Origin of the sequence: Bordetella flabilis, from assembly GCF_001676725.1 — a bacterium.
GTDB lineage: Bacteria > Pseudomonadota > Gammaproteobacteria > Burkholderiales > Burkholderiaceae_B > Bordetella_C > Bordetella_C flabilis.
In genome coordinates this window covers 3,795,346-3,810,672 of sequence record NZ_CP016172.1, presented here as the reverse complement: position 1 = coordinate 3,810,672, position 15,327 = coordinate 3,795,346, and the positions used below count along the sequence as shown (strand labels likewise).

Annotated in this window: 16 protein-coding genes; 7 read left to right on the top strand and 9 right to left on the bottom strand. The window is 65.0% G+C overall.

The genetic code is table 11. The features are described from left to right. Window positions 1-53 precede the first annotated feature (53 nt). The 4 genes from gshB to ptsP all read left to right on the top strand — a co-directional run bounded on the left by gshB (window position 54) and on the right by ptsP (window position 3,577). Window positions 54-1,013 (top strand): glutathione synthase, encoded by a 960-nt coding sequence (gene gshB / locus BAU07_RS16760; RefSeq protein ID WP_066659748.1) that lies wholly within the window; start codon window positions 54-56, stop codon window positions 1,011-1,013. A gap of 10 nt (window positions 1,014-1,023) precedes the next feature. Beyond that, window positions 1,024-1,422: a PTS sugar transporter subunit IIA gene (locus tag BAU07_RS16755; protein WP_066659747.1), complete on the top strand. Its 399-nt coding sequence runs from the start codon at window positions 1,024-1,026 to the stop codon at window positions 1,420-1,422. Between the two features lie 72 nt (window positions 1,423-1,494). Next, window positions 1,495-1,764, top strand: a complete 270-nt coding sequence (locus tag BAU07_RS16750; protein WP_066659742.1) for an HPr family phosphocarrier protein — start codon at window positions 1,495-1,497, stop codon at window positions 1,762-1,764. 121 nt (window positions 1,765-1,885) lie between these two features. After that, window positions 1,886-3,577: a phosphoenolpyruvate--protein phosphotransferase gene (gene ptsP / locus BAU07_RS16745; RefSeq protein WP_066665504.1), complete on the top strand. Its 1,692-nt coding sequence runs from the start codon at window positions 1,886-1,888 to the stop codon at window positions 3,575-3,577. A gap of 49 nt (window positions 3,578-3,626) precedes the next feature. On the opposite strand, the gene BAU07_RS16740 is transcribed toward ptsP, so the two are convergent. Genes BAU07_RS16740 through BAU07_RS16720 form a run of 5 tightly spaced genes read right to left on the bottom strand, consistent with a single transcriptional unit; the run spans window position 3,627 to window position 8,940 of the window. Beyond that, on the bottom strand, window positions 3,627-4,586 hold the full coding sequence (locus tag BAU07_RS16740) for an ABC transporter ATP-binding protein (protein ID WP_066659741.1): 960 nt from the start codon (window positions 4,584-4,586) through the stop codon (window positions 3,627-3,629). Continuing rightward, a complete protein-coding gene (locus BAU07_RS16735) occupies window positions 4,583-5,575 on the bottom strand; it encodes an ABC transporter ATP-binding protein (RefSeq protein ID WP_066659739.1) in 993 nt (330 codons plus the stop codon). Before BAU07_RS16735 ends, BAU07_RS16740 begins: the two co-directional genes overlap by 4 nt. Window positions 5,576-5,577: 2 nt before the next feature. Beyond that, a complete protein-coding gene (locus BAU07_RS16730) occupies window positions 5,578-6,492 on the bottom strand; it encodes an ABC transporter permease (RefSeq protein ID WP_232338147.1) in 915 nt (304 codons plus the stop codon). 8 nt (window positions 6,493-6,500) lie between these two features. Continuing rightward, window positions 6,501-7,418: an ABC transporter permease gene (locus tag BAU07_RS16725; protein ID WP_066659735.1), complete on the bottom strand. Its 918-nt coding sequence runs from the start codon at window positions 7,416-7,418 to the stop codon at window positions 6,501-6,503. 16 nt (window positions 7,419-7,434) lie between these two features. Beyond that, a complete protein-coding gene (locus BAU07_RS16720) occupies window positions 7,435-8,940 on the bottom strand; it encodes an ABC transporter substrate-binding protein (protein WP_066659730.1) in 1,506 nt (501 codons plus the stop codon). Window positions 8,941-9,331: 391 nt separating this feature from the next. Between BAU07_RS16720 and BAU07_RS16715 the strand changes: the two genes are divergently transcribed. Then, a complete protein-coding gene (locus BAU07_RS16715) occupies window positions 9,332-10,399 on the top strand; it encodes a serine hydrolase domain-containing protein (protein WP_066665503.1) in 1,068 nt (355 codons plus the stop codon). A 24-nt stretch (window positions 10,400-10,423) separates the two neighbouring features. Here the strand turns inward: BAU07_RS16715 and BAU07_RS16710 are convergent, their stop codons facing one another. Next, on the bottom strand, window positions 10,424-11,140 hold the full coding sequence (locus BAU07_RS16710; RefSeq protein WP_066659729.1) for an SDR family oxidoreductase: 717 nt from the start codon (window positions 11,138-11,140) through the stop codon (window positions 10,424-10,426). A 133-nt stretch (window positions 11,141-11,273) separates the two neighbouring features. Here BAU07_RS16710 and BAU07_RS16705 point away from each other — a divergent pair, with 133 nt between their 5' ends. Continuing rightward, window positions 11,274-12,188 carry a LysR substrate-binding domain-containing protein gene (locus tag BAU07_RS16705; RefSeq protein WP_066659728.1) on the top strand — a complete coding sequence of 305 codons (915 nt, stop codon included), beginning with the start codon at window positions 11,274-11,276 and terminating at the stop codon, window positions 12,186-12,188. 48 nt (window positions 12,189-12,236) lie between these two features. Here the strand turns inward: BAU07_RS16705 and amt are convergent, their stop codons facing one another. Together amt and BAU07_RS16695 are read right to left on the bottom strand one after the other, a co-directional pair. After that, on the bottom strand, window positions 12,237-13,475 hold the full coding sequence (gene amt / locus BAU07_RS16700; protein WP_066659726.1) for an ammonium transporter: 1,239 nt from the start codon (window positions 13,473-13,475) through the stop codon (window positions 12,237-12,239). Between the two features lie 33 nt (window positions 13,476-13,508). Next, window positions 13,509-13,847 carry a P-II family nitrogen regulator gene (locus tag BAU07_RS16695; RefSeq protein ID WP_066659724.1) on the bottom strand — a complete coding sequence of 113 codons (339 nt, stop codon included), beginning with the start codon at window positions 13,845-13,847 and terminating at the stop codon, window positions 13,509-13,511. Window positions 13,848-14,149: 302 nt separating this feature from the next. On the opposite strand from BAU07_RS16695, the gene BAU07_RS16690 reads away from it, so the two are divergent. Further along, entirely contained in the window at window positions 14,150-14,425 is a 276-nt protein-coding gene (locus BAU07_RS16690; protein WP_066659722.1) for an accessory factor UbiK family protein, read from the top strand. 100 nt (window positions 14,426-14,525) lie between these two features. Here BAU07_RS16690 and nfsB read toward each other — a convergent pair whose 3' ends face one another. Then, window positions 14,526-15,179: an oxygen-insensitive NAD(P)H nitroreductase gene (nfsB, locus tag BAU07_RS16685; RefSeq protein ID WP_066659720.1), complete on the bottom strand. Its 654-nt coding sequence runs from the start codon at window positions 15,177-15,179 to the stop codon at window positions 14,526-14,528. Between the last annotated feature and the right edge of the window lie 148 nt (window positions 15,180-15,327).

Genomic DNA, 15,327 nt, shown 5'->3' with positions numbered 1-15,327 from the left:
CCGTCAATCCGCCGCCCTCCGCAAGGAGGGCGGCGCACGTTCCGGGTGTCGCAATGCATGTGCTTTTCATTATCGATCCCTTGCCGCTGTTGAAGGCGTACAAGGACAGTTCTGTTGCCATGATGCGTGCGCTGGTGGCGCGGGGCCACAGCCTCAGCGTAGCGCTCCAGGGCGATCTCTATATCGAGGAAGGCCAGGTACGGGTGAAATCCACGCCGGTTTCGCTGGTGCCGGACGCGGACCTGCATGGCCATGCATGGTGGCAGGAAACCGGCGACGCGGTGGAGCAACCGTTGTCCGCCCTGGGCGCGGTCTTGATGCGCAAGGACCCTCCTTTCGACATGGAATACGTCTACGCCACGCATCTGCTCGAATACGGGCAGGCGCAAGGCGCCAGGGTCTATAACCATGGCGGCGCCATCCGCAACCACCCTGAAAAGCTCGCCATCACCGAGTTCAGCGAATTCACGGCGCCCACGCTCGTGACGCGCGACATGGCGCGCATCAAGGCTTTCCACGCACGTCACCACGACGTGATCGTCAAGCCGCTGGATGGCATGGGCGGGACCGGAATCTTCCGCCTGCGCCAGGAAGAGCCGAACCTGAATGCCATTCTGGAAACGCTGACGTACGACGGCACGCGCACCATCATGGCCCAGCGTTATATCCCCGACATCGTCAAGGGCGACAAGCGTATCCTGCTGATCGGCGGCGAGGCCGTTCCCTATGCACTGGCGCGTATCCCGCTTGCGGGTGAAACGCGCGGCAACCTGGCGGCGGGCGGTAGAGGCGTGGCGCAACCATTGTCCGACCGCGATCGACAGCTCGCAGCGGCGATCGGTCCGCGCCTTGCGGAACGGGGCCTTCTGTTGGTCGGTCTGGACGTCATCGGCGACTACGTGACCGAGGTCAATGTGACCAGCCCGACCTGCTTCGTCGAGATCACGGAGCAGACCGGCTTCGATGTGCCCGGCATGTTCGTTCAGGCGCTGGAACGCGCGGTGGCCGCGTAAGCGGACCCCTATGACAGGCATCGTCATTGTCGTTCATACCCCGCTGGGCGCCGCGATGATGGATTGCGCCGGCCACGTAATGGGCAACGTCAAGGAGGTGGCCGTGCACGATATCCTGGCCGCCGATATGCCGGAGGAGAAAACGCCCGGCGTGGTGGCGGATATCCTGCGTCTGGGGCAGGACGGCAATGGCGTGCTCGTGCTGACCGACCTGGTCGGCGCCACGCCGGCGAACATCGCCAAGCGTGCGGTGATCGAAGCGCAGGCTCAAGGGGTGCAGTGCGCGGTGCTTGCCGGGCTGAACACCCCCATGTTGTTGCGCGCGCTGACCTACCGCAACCTGCCGCTGGTCGAGACGCGGGAAAAGGCCTTGGCAGGAGGTGTACAGGGCGTGTTGCGCGTGGACTAATGGCAAATTTATCCTATGATGTCATCTGGTCTTTCACCTTCATCGCCAGCGGTTCCGCGCCTGACCTCCCTTATGCCTAATACCGAAATCACGATCAGCAATAAACTCGGTCTGCACGCGCGTGCCGCAGCCAAGCTCACCCAGCTGGCCAGCAAATTCAATAGCGATATCTATATCTCGCGCGGCGCGCAACGCGTGAACGCCAAAAGCATCATGGGCGTCATGATGCTGGCGGCGGGCATGGGCGTCACGGTAAAGCTGGATGCTTCCGGTCCGGACGCCGAGAGCGCGCTGAAGGAAATCGAATCCCTGTTCGACAGCAAATTTGGTGAGCACGAATAAGCCGCTTCCCGCGCAGGCCAAGCCCAGGCCCGCGCGCGCGGGGGCCAGTGGTGCTGCTGTCGCCGAGCGCGTTCCTGCGGGCAGCCCTGCCAATGCCGTGATCTGCCTGTATGGGCAGGGCGTGGCGCGTGGCTATGCCATCGGCCGGGCCGTCGTCATGGGCGCCGCGGCGCTGGAAGTGGCGCACTATCGGATTTCACCGGACGACGTCCAGGCCGAGCGTGACAGGCTTTCCGCGGCGTTGCAGGCCGCCCGCGACGATCTGCTGCAGATGGCCGATACGCTGCCGGACGATGCGCCGCGCGAGCTGGGCGCCATGCTGAACGTGCATGGCCTGTTGCTGGCCGATCCGCTGCTTGCCGAACAGGCGCTGGCGCTCATTACGGAACGCCACTACAACGCCGAATGGGCGTTGACCATGCAAGGCCAGATCCTGGGCGAGCAGTTCGAGGCCATGGAGGACGAGTATCTGCGCGAACGCGGCGCGGATGTGCGCCAGGTGATCGAACGGGTGCTCCACGTGCTGGTGGGGACATCAGGTATTCCTGACGCCAGCCGGGTGGACGGCGACGATCCGCTGGTCGTGGTGGCGCACGATATTTCGCCCGCCGACATGCTGCGCTTGCGTGGCGGGCGTTTCCTCGCCTTCGTCACGGACCTGGGCGGCGCCACTTCCCATACCGCCATCGTGGCGCGCAGCATGGGCGTGCCCGCCGTGGTGGCGCTGGGCAATGTGCGCGAGCTGGTGCGCGACGGCGACATGCTGGTGGTCGACGGTGGCGCCGGCGCGGTCATCGTCAATCCCTCGCCGGCCATCCTCGAAGAGTACCGGCAACGCCAGCGCGCCTATGCAGACGAGCGCGCGGAGCTGGCGCTGCTGCGCGACGAGCCGGCGATCACGCTGGACGGCATCGGCATCGTCATGCACGCGAACATCGAGCTGCCCGACGAAGCCGAACTGGCGCTGGCCGCGGGAGCGCAAGGCATCGGCCTGTTCCGCAGCGAATTCCTGTTCATGGGCCGCCCGGACCTGCCTGGCGAAGAAGAGCAGTACCTGGCCTATTCCGCGGTGGTGAAAGTCATGGCCGGCAGGCCTGTCACCATCCGGACCCTGGACATCGGGGCCGACAAGACGCTGGACGGCGAAGCCACCGTGGCGACCAATCCGGCGCTGGGGCAGCGCGCCATCCGCTATTGCCTGGCGCGGCCGGAGATGTTCGGTACGCAGTTGCGGGCGATCCTGAGGGCGTCCGCGCACGGACCGGTGCGGGTGCTGATCCCCATGATCGCGCACATGCACGAGGTCGCCGCCACGCGCCTGGCACTGGACGCGGCGCGCCGCGAGCTCGACGCCCGCGGGCAGCCGTATGCCGCGCATATCGAACTCGGCGCCATGGTGGAGATACCCGCCATCGCCATCGCCATCGAGCCCTTCGCGCAGGCGCTGGACTTCCTGTCCATAGGCACGAACGACCTGATCCAGTACACGCTGGCCATCGACCGGGGCGACGCGCAGGTGGCTCCCTTGTACGACCCGCTGCATCCCGCGGTGTTGCGCCTGGTCGCCAACACCATCAATGCTGGCGAACGGGCCGGCAAGCCGGTCGCGGTTTGCGGCGAGATGGCGGGCGATGCCACGCTTACCCGCCTGCTGCTCGGACTGGGCCTGACCGAATTCTCCATGCACCCGCAGCAACTCCTGGACGTCAAGCGCGAAGTGCGCCGTGCCCATTCGAATGCGCTTCGGGTGAAGGTCGCGGCCGTCTTGAATCGCGCGCTGCCCGTCGATCTTATTTCGCTGCAGCAGTCCTGACCCCTCGTCCGCCGGTCCCGGCGACACGGTGGCCGCATGGCGCGCCCCGTCACTGTTGCGCGGGTTCGTCATACAGGTGGCAGGCGACAAGAGCCTGTTCGCGCGGCAGCAGCGCGGGCCGGCGCGTGGCGCATACCGGCATGGCATGGCTGCAGCGAGGGTGGAAGGGGCAGCCGGACGGTGGATTCACCGGATCGGGGAAGGACAAGCCCAGGCCCATGTCGGGAATCCCCAGGCCCGGCTCAGGCGTCAGCACCGACGCGAGCAGGGCCTGTGTATACGGGTGGCGCGGCCGCCGAAAGACCTCCGCGGCGGGGCCGGCCTCCACGATCCGGCCCAGATACATCACTGCGACTTCGGTGGCGATATGTTCTACCACCGCCAGGTTGTGGCTGATGAACACGTAGGTCAGGTTGAACTCGCGGCGCAGATCCATCAGGAGGTTCATGATCTGCGCCTGCACCGAGACATCCAGCGCCGACGTCGGCTCGTCACAGATCACCACTTCCGGATTCATGACCAGCGCGCGCGCGATGGCGACGCGCTGGCGTTGTCCGCCCGACAACTGCCCCGGGGTGTTGTTCGCCAGGCGAGCCGGCAAGCCGACACGCTCCAGCATGTCGATGGCCTTGCGTTGTCCGGGGTTGTCGATCCCATGCACCTCCAGGGGCAGCGATACGATGGAGGCGATGGAGCGCCGGGGGTTCAAGGACGAGTACGGGTCCTGGAAAACCGGCTGTACGCGGCGTGCCAGTTTGCGGCGCGGCATCTGCGAAATATCGGTGCCGTCCATCGTGATCGTCCCTTGGGTAGGCGGGATCAATCCCAGCAGCATGCGGGCGAGCGTCGACTTGCCGCAGCCGGACTCCCCCACAATGCCCAGAACGCCGCCGCGGTGGACGGCAAGATCGACGCCGTTGACAGCTTGCAAGGTGCGTTTGGGCCGGAACAGGCCCGCGTTGACGGAATAGCTGCGCGTAACGGCCTGGGCCTGGATGAGGGGCGTCATGGCGATGCGTAAGCTCCTTCGGTCGTTCGGATGCAACGCCATGCCTGCTGTTCGTCTCGATGGACCGGTATGGATTCGGCGCAAATGGCCTGGGCATGGGGGCAGCGGTCGCGGAAGGCGCAGCCATGGAGGTCGCCGAGCAAGGCTGGCACGACGCCCGGAATTGTCCCCAGGTGCTGTCCCGGCGCCGTGCGCCCGGGCACCGGAATACAGTCCAGCAGGCCCTGCGTATAAGGATGGCGCGGGGCGCGGAAAATCGCGTCGACGGCGCCTTCCTCCACGATCTGGCCGGCGTACATCACCGCCACCTTGCGGGCGATGCGCGCGACCACGCCGAGGTCGTGGGTGATCAGCACCATGGCGATGCCCAGTTCGGCTTGCAGGTCGGCCAGCAGACGCAGGATCTGCGCCTGGATGGTCACGTCCAGGGCGGTGCTGGGTTCGTCCGCGATCAGCAGCTCCGGCCCGCACATCAAGGCCATGGCGATCATGACGCGCTGGCGCAGTCCGCCGGATAACTGGTGCGGGTACTGGCCCAGGCGTTGTCCCGCCGAAGCGATGCCGACCTTGTCCAGCAACGCCACGGCCCGATCGCGCGCCTGTGCCTGCGTGGCGCGGCGATGGTACACGTAGTGCTCCGTCAACTGGTCGCCGATGGTGTAGGCGGGATTGAGCGCAGTCATCGGCTCCTGGAAGATCATCGCCATCTTGTCGCCGCGCAGTGCGTTCACCTGATTGCCGCGCAGGGAGGCGATGTCCTGGCCCAGTACGGCGAGCCGGCGCGCGCGGCGCCTGGCGGCCTTGGGCAGCAGGCCCATGATGGCAAGCGAAGTCATGGACTTGCCGCAACCGGATTCACCCACGATGCACAGCGTTTCGCCGCGGGCGACCTGGAACGAAACATCGCGCACCGCGTGCAGCGGACCGCGCGGGGTATCGATATCCACGTGCAGGCCTTGTACGTCCAGAACCACATCGTCCGCGCGCATGCTCAGGTCCTGTCCCCGGGAGTCAGCAACTGGTGCAGGCCGTCGCCGGCGAGGTTGATGGCGAAGATCAGCACCGCCAGCGCCGTGCCGGGGATGGCGATCAGCCAGAAGGAGAAGAACATATAGGCCTTGGCTTCCGAGATCATCAGTCCCCACGATGGCGTGGGGGGCTGCACGCCCAGTCCCAGGAAGGACAGCGCCGCTTCCAGGAGGATGGCGCTGGCGGCTTCGAGCGTCGCGATGACGATCAGGTGCGGAACCACATTGGGCAGCACTTCGCCGCGCACGATGCGCCACGTGGAGGCTCCCGCGGCCTGCGCCGCGGCTACGTATTCGAGCGCGCGGACCTGCTGCGTGGCGCTGCGCATGACGACGGCGAAGCGGTCCCACTTGAGCAGGCCCAGCACCCCGATCACCACCCACAGCGAACCGCCCAGAATGGCGACGGTGGCCAGCGCCACCAGGATGACCGGCATCGACAGACGCGTCGAGACCAGGAAGGACACGGCCATGTCCACCTTGCCGCCGAAGTAGCCGGCCGCCATGCCCAGGGTCGTGCCGATCAAGCCCGATATGGCGGCGACAGACACCCCGATCAGCAAGGAGATGCGTGCGCCATAGAACAGGCGCGACAGGTAGTCGCGCCCCAGCGGGTCGGTGCCGAAGGGATGCGCCCAGGAGCCCTTGGGATACCACACCGGCGGCACGGAGCGCGCTGCCAGGTTCTGCGCATAGGGATCGTGCGGAGACAGCCATGGCGCGAAAAGCGCGACCAGGACGATGAGTAGCAGGATGCCGCCCCCCAGCAGGAGGGCCGTATTGCGACGCAGCCTGCGCCACCGCAAAGGCGCGGGGGCGACCGCCGCGGCGACCGGGGGAACCTCCGCCACGGCGGGCAGGGTGGGCAGGGTGCGCATGACCATCCTCAGGACACCCGTATGCGGGGGTCGAGCCAGGCGTTGGCGATGTCGGCCGCCAGCGTCAGCAATACATAGATCACGGACAGCAGCAGGACGATGAGCTGCATGACGGGATAGTCCTTGAACGTGATGCTCTGGTAAGCCAGATAGCCCAGGCCGTCGAGCGCGAAGATGGTCTCGATGACAACGGAACCGCCGAGCAGGAAACCCAGTTGCACGGCCGCCAGCGCGACCACCGGAACGATCGCGTTGCGCAGCGCGTGCTTGAAGATGACCTTGCTGGCCGGCAGGCCCTTGGCGCGTGCGGTGCGGATGTAGTCGGCCTCCAGGACTTCGATCATGCCGGCGCGGATGAGGCGCATGAAGGCGGGGGCGACGTAATACCCCAGCGCGATGGATGGCATGACCAGGTGCTTCCAGGTACCGCTGCCGGAAACCGGGAGCACGCGCAGGCTGATCGAGAACAGCATGATCAGCAGCAAGGCGAAGAAGAAGTTCGGCAGTGCCTGGCCCAGTACCGCCACCGCCAGGCAGATGCGGTCGACGATACTGTGTTTGTAGAGCGCCGCGAGCACGCCGAAAGGGACCGAGATAAGCAGCGCGACGCCCAGGGAACACACACCCAGCATCAGGGTGGTCTTGAGCTTGGACAGGATAAGCGGGCCGGCGTCCGTCTTGAAGTACACCGAGGTCCCGAAATGGCCACGCACGATGGACCACAGCCAGTCGGCGTACTGGACGACGACGGGGCGGTCCAGGCCGTAGGCCTTGCGTATCATGTCGATGTCCGCCTGCCGCGCGCCTTCCCCGGCCAGCGCGATGGCCGGATCGCCGGACAGGTGCAGCAGCATGAAGGCCAGGACGGAGACGGTCAGGGCCACCAGTATGGCCAGGCCCAGCCTTCTGATCGTGAATCCGAGCATAGGGTCACCTTGGCCGCTATTTCCAGCTCATCTCCCAGAACCGCAGCAGCTCGTCGGGGTAGGGCCTGAAGCTGACTTCATTGCTGGCGACGTAATAGACCGGCAGCGACCACAAGGGCACGGCATAGGCATGTTGTGCGATCAGGTCGAGCGCCTGGCGGTAGGCTTCGTTACGCTTGGCGCTGTCTATGGTGCGGTCACCCAGGTCCAGCAACTCCTTGACCTTCGCATCGTGCGTGACGTCGTCGGACCCGAAGGCGAAGTACACCGGCGTGGATGCGGACACGTCGTTCACGAGGTTGGAGCCCCACGTCTGGTGCGTCAGCGCCGCCTTGCCGGCACGGATCATGTCGCGCATGGCGGCGTACTGCAGGAAATTCAGCTTGGCACGGATCCCGACCGCGCGCAGGTAATTGATGATGGCTTCGGTCTGGTTGCGCTCGCGATAGGCGACGATGTCGATGTCGAACCCGTTCGGGTATCCCGCCTCGGCCAGCAGCTTCTTGGACAGGGCGGGATCGTAGTTGTAGACCGTCGCCCCCTTGTCCGTGCAGCCCACCTGGGAGGGCGTGCAGATCGTGTTCAGGATCCGCGCGTCGCCGCCCACGATATTCTTGACGATGGCGTCGCGGTCGATGGCGTGCGCGATGGCCTTGCGCACCCTTTCGTCCTTCAGTTGCGGCGCGGGCGTATTCGGCAGGATGTTCATCTGCATGAACACGATACGCATCGTGTTGCCGCTGACGACCTGCAGGTTCGGCATGCTGGCCAGTTGCTCCGCCTGGTCCTTCGGCACATGCATGATCAGGTCTTCCTGGCCGGAAATCACTTCGGCCATCTGCGTCTGGCGGTCCGGGATAAAGCGGATCACCACTTTGCCGATCCTGGGCTGGGTCTTCGGCGATGCCTTGAAGTAATCGGCGTTGCGTTCCAGCGTGATGGACTTGCCGGGCTGGTAGTCGACGACCTTGTAGGGCCCCGTGCCCACCGGCTTGGCGTTCATTCCGCTGGGGCCGACTTCCTTGTAATACCTGGCGGGATGGATGGCCACGGTCGTGGACAGATATTCCTTGGCGGCTGGGAACGGCTCCTTGGTGACGATGCGCACCTTGTACGGGTCGATTTTCTCGACGCGCTCGATCCAGCGTACGTTCTGCTGCGTCGTGGCCTTGTTCTTGGGGTCGGACACGAACGTCAGGGTGTAGACGACCGAGTCCGCGTCGAAGGGCTCGCCGTTATGGAACTTGATGCCCTTGCGCAGCTCGAACTCGATCGTCTTGTCATCGATCTGTTTCCAGCTTTCGGCCAACTGGCCCTTGTACTCGTTGGTCAGCGGATCCCGATACAGCAAGGTGTCCCACACATTGGCGGCGATGATCACGCCGATGCGGACGTTGTTGAAATAGGGATCTACGCTCTCGGGCGCCTGGTCATACGCCATGCGCAGGGTGTCGTCCTTCTTGCCGGCCCACGCGGGCACCGTCGACAGGGCCAGCGCCGCGGCCAGCAGGCCGGCTGCCATGGCCCTGAACCTCCCTTGCACGCCGGGTGGCCGCGACGCGGCCCCAGCGCAGGAGCGCAAACTGGCGGAGCGGGCCAACAGCGGTGCAACGGTAACAGCGCGACGATCAACCATGTAAGCTCCTGGCTGTACCAAACGGATGGGACGAGATGCTGCGGTGCTGCGTGTATCGATATCGTTGCTGCGCCCGGCGCCCCGGCTGGGCAGTGCCGTTACGGGTTGACTTGCCACCGGGAATGCCCTAAATCACCGTGCCGGAACAATGGGATAGAGTGATGCCGCCATTTGTATACCAGCGGTATCGGCGCACCCATCCATGTTTTCCCTGAAGACCGGTCGCGCCGGATGCTTCCTCTTCCAACGTCACGCATCTCCCCATAACTTTTTCCCCATCCAAGGTATCGCCATGCCGAGTCCGCTCATGCAGGAAGCCATAGCCTTCGCCAACGCCCATGAAACGGCGTGGGACCGCAGTGTCGGCGGCGTCTGGGGCGTTCACCAGAACGATCCGCCGCCCTGGAACCGCTTGCTGGGCCCCGTGCACGACCGCGGTCCTGTATCGGGCACGGTGGTACTGGATGGCCGCACCGTCGCGTCCTGGGGCGAGCCCGCGCGGGCCGACCTGACCTTCAGCGTCGCCAAGATGTACCTGGCCCTGGTCGCCGGGGTCGCGCACGACCGCGGCCTGCTGCCCGACCTGGACGAGCCGGTGCGTGCGCGGGTGCCGGGTATAGGCTTCGACGCGGGGCGCAATGCCGAGATCACCTGGCGCCAGTTGCTGCAGCAGACCAGCGAATGGGAGGGCGAACGTTTCGGCGTGCCGGACCAGGTGGACCGCTACCGTGCGGTGACGTTCGCGAAACCCCCGGGGGGCAAGAAGGGGGATGCGCGTCCATTGCAGGCGCCCGGCACGTACTGGGAGTACAACGACGTCCGCATCAACCAGCTGTCGTTCGCATTGCTGCATCTGTTCCGGCGTCCCTTGCCGGAGGTATTCCGCGAAGCGATCACGCGCCCTGCGGGCTGCAGCGAGGATTGGCAATGGGTGGGCTACGACAATGCCTGGGTGGAGATCGACGGCAAACGCATGCAGTCGGTCCCTGGCGGCTCCCACTGGGGCGGGGGCATGTCCATCGGCAGCAACGATCAGGCCCTGATCGGCCGCATGCTGGCCCAGAACGGGAGCGCCAACGGGCGGCAGGTGCTATCGCGGGAGTGGATACAGGCCATGCGCACGCCTTGCGCCATTGCCCCGTACTACGGCTTCCTGATCTGGCTCAACCATGAGCGCACGGTGTTTCCGAGCGTGCCGGCGTCCAGCTACTTCGGCATCGGGGCGGGCAGTTCATTCACCTGGGTCGAGCCCGAACGCCGCATGGTGGTCGTGGTGCGATGGCTGGATTCCGCATATGCGAACGACTTCTTCGGCAAGGTGCTGGAGGCCGTGGAGGCGCTTTGATCCCTTCATTCCGTTCGTAGCGCGTCACCACGGCACGGTGCGGCCCATGCGGTCGAGATATTCCAGGCCGGGCCTCCTTCTTTTCGAGAGAAGTACGTCGACGACACCGGGAATGCTTTCTTCCACGCTGAGCGGCGCGTCCGGGCCGCCCAGTTCGGTGCGCACCCAGCCCGGAGCGATCAGCGCCAGCGCGCGCGAACTCCCGGCCCGGCGCGCCGCGTAGCTTCGCATGTACTGGTTCAGCGCCGACTTGCTGCCTCGATAGACCTCATGTCCGCCGTTTTCGTTGTTGCTCACGCTGCCTTGTCCGGACGACATGACGCCGATCAGGCCATCGGCGGTGACGAGATCCTCCAACGCTTCGACGACGCGCATCGGGCCGAGGGCATTCGTGACCATCACGCGCACGAACTCGTCCGTGGACACTTCCGCGATGGTTTCGTGCTGATTGCGGTTCGCGGTGCCGGCGTTCACGAACAGGATGTCGAAGCGGCGGGGCGAAAGGCGATCGCGCAGCCCGGCAATCTCGCCGGATTTCGTTATGTCGAGACACTCGATCTCGACGCGCCCCGGCTGTTCGAAGGCCAGTTCGTGCAGCGCGTTTCTGGCGTTGTCGCGCACCGTGCCGACGACATGCCATCCCTTCTTCAGAAATTCGACGGCCATGGCATAGCCAAGGCCGCGCGATGCGCCAACGAGCAAAATCGAGGGCGCGAGGCGACTGCTGACAGGGGTGACCATAAGGATGCAACCTTTCTTCGGGTAGGAACAGATGCGATTTTGGCCGGACCCCTACGGTTGCACCAGACGCACGAGATGCAATAATCCATTGCACCAAACGCCATGGTTCGCAATGTCGGGAGGCGGAACAACCATGCAGCAACCGGACCTGAATCTCATCACTTCGCTGGATGCGCTGCTCACCGAGCGCAGCGTGACGAAGGCAGCGCGCCGACTTGGGCTGAGCGCCTCGGCCATGAGCCGGACACTCTCCCGCCTGCGCACGGTGACGGGGGACAAGCTGCTCGTGCAGGCGGGCCGCATGCTCGTTCCCACCCCGCATGCCGAAGATATCGCTGAACGCGTCCATGCGCTTGCGCGCGATGCCCGGGCTGTTCTTCAGCCGTCCGGCGGCAGCCTGGACCTTGCCAGGCTCGAACGGACATTCGTGATTCGCGCCAACGACGGCTTCATCGAACGGATGGGGGCCCCGCTGATGGCGGCGCTCGGTCAGGCCGCGCCCCATGTCCGCCTGCAGTTCGTCCCCAAGCCCGACAAGGACGCGCAGCCGCTGCGGGATGGCATCATCGACCTGGAAATCGGCGTGCTCGGTACTAGCGCGCCGGAGTTGCAGACCCGGCTGCTTTTTCGCGATAGGTTCGTCGGCATTTGCCGTTCGGGTCATCCCGTTTTGACCAAACGGGGGGTGACGGCGAAGCGTTATGCGGGCTGCAGGCACGTGGTCGTATCACGTAAACGGGAGTTTCTCGGCCCGGTCGACGACGCCTTGGCGAAGGCGGGCCTGAACAGGATCATCGCCATGGTCGTGCCCACCTACGCTGATGCAGTGCGGATCGCTCGCCACACCGATCTGGTGGGGCTCATCCCGCATTCCTGCCTTGATGATGCGTCACGCCGCGATGACGAGGGCGGCGCGGGCCTTCGGCATTTCGATCTTCCGGTGCGAACGCCGGAGATCGAGGTTTCCGCCATCTGGCACCCGCGCGTCCACGCCGACCCCGCGCACCGCTGGCTACGCCAGATCGTCCTGACCGTTTGCCAAAAATGAAAGGCGCTCCGATCGGAGCGCCTTTTCACCGGACGGGTGATGCCAGGATCAGCTGTGGTACGCCGATTCGCCGTGGCAGGTGATATCCAGGCCTTCGCGCTCGACATCTTCCGGCACACGCAGGCCGCACACCATGTCGGCGATTTTGTATGCGATCCAGGCCACCACGCCGGACCACACGATGGTCAGCAGGACACCTTCCAGTTGTACCCATACCTGGCCGCCGATCTCGGCGGCGGTCTTCAGGCCCGGGCCGCCCAGCGCCTGGGCGTTGAACACGCCGGTCAGCAGGGCGCCGATAATGCCGCCCACGCCGTGCACGCCGAACACGTCCAGCGCGTCGTCCGCCTTCAGGATGCGCTTCAGGCCGTTCACGCCCCACACGCAGATCACGCCGGCGGCAATGCCGATGACGAAGGCGCCCACCATGCCGACCAGGCCGGCGGCCGGTGTGATGCCGACCAGGCCGGCCACCGCACCGGAGGCGGCGCCCAGCATGGACGGCTTGCCCTTGATGGCCCATTCGGTGAACACCCAGGCCAGCACCGCGGCGGCGGTGGCGATCATGGTATTGAAGAAGGCCAGCGTGGCTTGCTCGTTGGCCATCAGCGAGGAACCCGCGTTGAAGCCGAACCAGCCCACCCAGAGCAGCGAGGCGCCGATCATGGTCATGGGCAGGTTGTGCGGCTGCATGGCTTCACGGCCATAGCCCACGCGCTTGCCGATCACGTAGGCGCCGACCAGGCCGGCGATCCCCGCGTTGATGTGCACCACCGTGCCGCCGGCGAAGTCCAGGGCGCCCTTGGCGTTCATCAGCCCAGGCGCGGTCGGGGAGGCGAACCACACCATATGCGCGATGGGCACATAGGCGAAGGTGAACCAGATGACGGTGAAAACGAGCACTGCCGAAAAGCGTGCCCGTTCGGCGAAGCTGCCCACGATCAGGGCGCAGGTGATGCCGGCGAACGTCGCCTGGAACGACGCGAACAGGATTTCGGTCAGCGATCCGGACATGCCGTACTTGCCGTCGGCCGGAGAGAACATGCCGGAAAAGAACACGCGAGAGAAACCACCGAAGAAGGAATTGCCTTCGGTGAAGGCAAGCGAATAACCGTAGATGAACCACAGCACCAGGCCCACGACGAAGGTCCCCATGACCTGCATCAGGACGGACAATACGTTCTTGCTCCGTACCAGCCCGCCGTAGAACAGCGCCAGGCCGGGTACTGCCATCATCAACACGAGCAGTGTCGAGACCAGCATCCACGAGATATCTGCTTTATCCATTTCTAATGGCTCCAATAGCGTCTTTATTTGTATTTACAGTGCCGCTTCACCAGCTTCGCCCGTGCGGATGCGAATGACTTGTTCGAGCGGGGCGACGAAGATCTTGCCGTCGCCGATCTTTCCCGTACGGGCGGCCTGTTCGATGGTCTCGATGGCTTGTTCGACCAGGTTGTCCGGCACCGCGGCTTCCACGCGCAGCTTGGGCAGGAAGTCCACGGCATATTCAGCGCCGCGATAGAGTTCGGTATGGCCTTTCTGCCGTCCGAATCCCTTGACCTCCGTAACGGTGAGTCCTTGGACGCCGATTCCGGACAGAGCCACCCGCACCTCGTCGAGCTTGAATGGCTTGATGATGGCGATGATGAGTTTCATGGCTTGTTCCTCTCATGGTTGCACGTTGGCCCTGCGTCTAAAGCAAGATCGATGCCATGTTTTTCGGCCAGGAAAGGCGGGCTCTACGGGCGGGGCAGGGCCAGGCGGCGGGGAGGTGCGCACCAGGAAAGTGCGCACCGTAAAGTGGCGCGCCCAGGATTGGTGCATAACCGGGTGCGTGCAGGTGAAGGGCCGCGCCTTGCGGCGGAGGCAGCGTCGGCCCCGACGGGTTTTCTCATCCGAATGGCCGAGGCGGGCGGGAGGCTACACTGGAGCCTGTTCAGACCTCCTGTGAGAAAGCCATGAACGCGACGCAATGGATGGAAGACCTGCAGAAGAATATTTCCGACCTCATCGCCCGCAGCCCGGCCGCGGACATTGAACGCAATGTGCGGGCCATGTTGACGCAGGGCTTTTCGCGCCTGGACCTGGTGACCCGCGAGGAGTTCGATGTGCAGGCCGAACTGCTGGCGCGCACCATCGCGCGGGCCGACCAGCTGGCCAGCCAGCTGACCCAACTCGAGGCGCGCATCAACGTGCTGGAGTCCGCGGAAACCAAGGCTGGCTCCCCAACCTGAAGCGCTTAGGTCCGGGGCTCGCCGCCGCGGCCGTCCGCACGGACGCCGGCACGCGGCGGCCGGCGCAGCCTGGCTGCGTGTGCAGCCGGCGTCTTGGCGGTCAGAGGAAGGTCATGATGTCCGCGCGTGGCAGGCGAGACTTGGGAAGGCGGGCGTTGAAATCCTTTTCGCCGTGGTAGCCCAGTGAAAGCAGCACAACGCTGGTGTAACCCTGCTCCCTCAGCCCGAGTTCCGCATCCAGCAGGCGGAAGTCGAAGCCTTCCATGGGCGTGGTATCAATGCCCAGCGTCGGGGCGCCGGCCATGACGGTGCCCAGCGCCAGGTACACCTGCTTCTCCATCCAGTGCTGCAGATCCTTCTGCTCGTAGCGGTGCAGGTCGATGAATGATTTCCGCGCCTTGTCCTGGCCTTCCCTGGCGCCCGCGACGCGGAAACGGCCATCCCGGTCCTCCCGTTGCAGGACCGCTTCGAGATGGGCGGCGGTAATGTCGGTGGCGGCCGCGAACACGATAACGTGCGAGGCATCCATTATCTTGGGCGCGTTGTAGCCATAGGGGCCTTGCGCCGCTTTGGCGATCCTGGCCTTGCCCGCATCGTCCGATGCGATGATGAAATGCCATGGCTGGGAGTTCACCGACGAGGGGCTCTGGCGCAAGGCTTCCAGCAGTCCATCGATCTGCGCCTGCGGGATCTTGCGCGACGTGTCGTAGGCTTTGGTGGTGTAGCGGTTCTGGGCGGCGGTGAAGTAGTCCATGGCGATTTCCTTGAAGATGAAGTGGCATCCGGATGCAGGTCGACGGGCTGGGCTCGTCATGGACGCCATCATCTGCGCAGCTCTCGCTGTGAAAAACCGGTGGAGTCAGCTAAGACTTTCACCGCCGGCGGGGAAATGATGGGCCGCG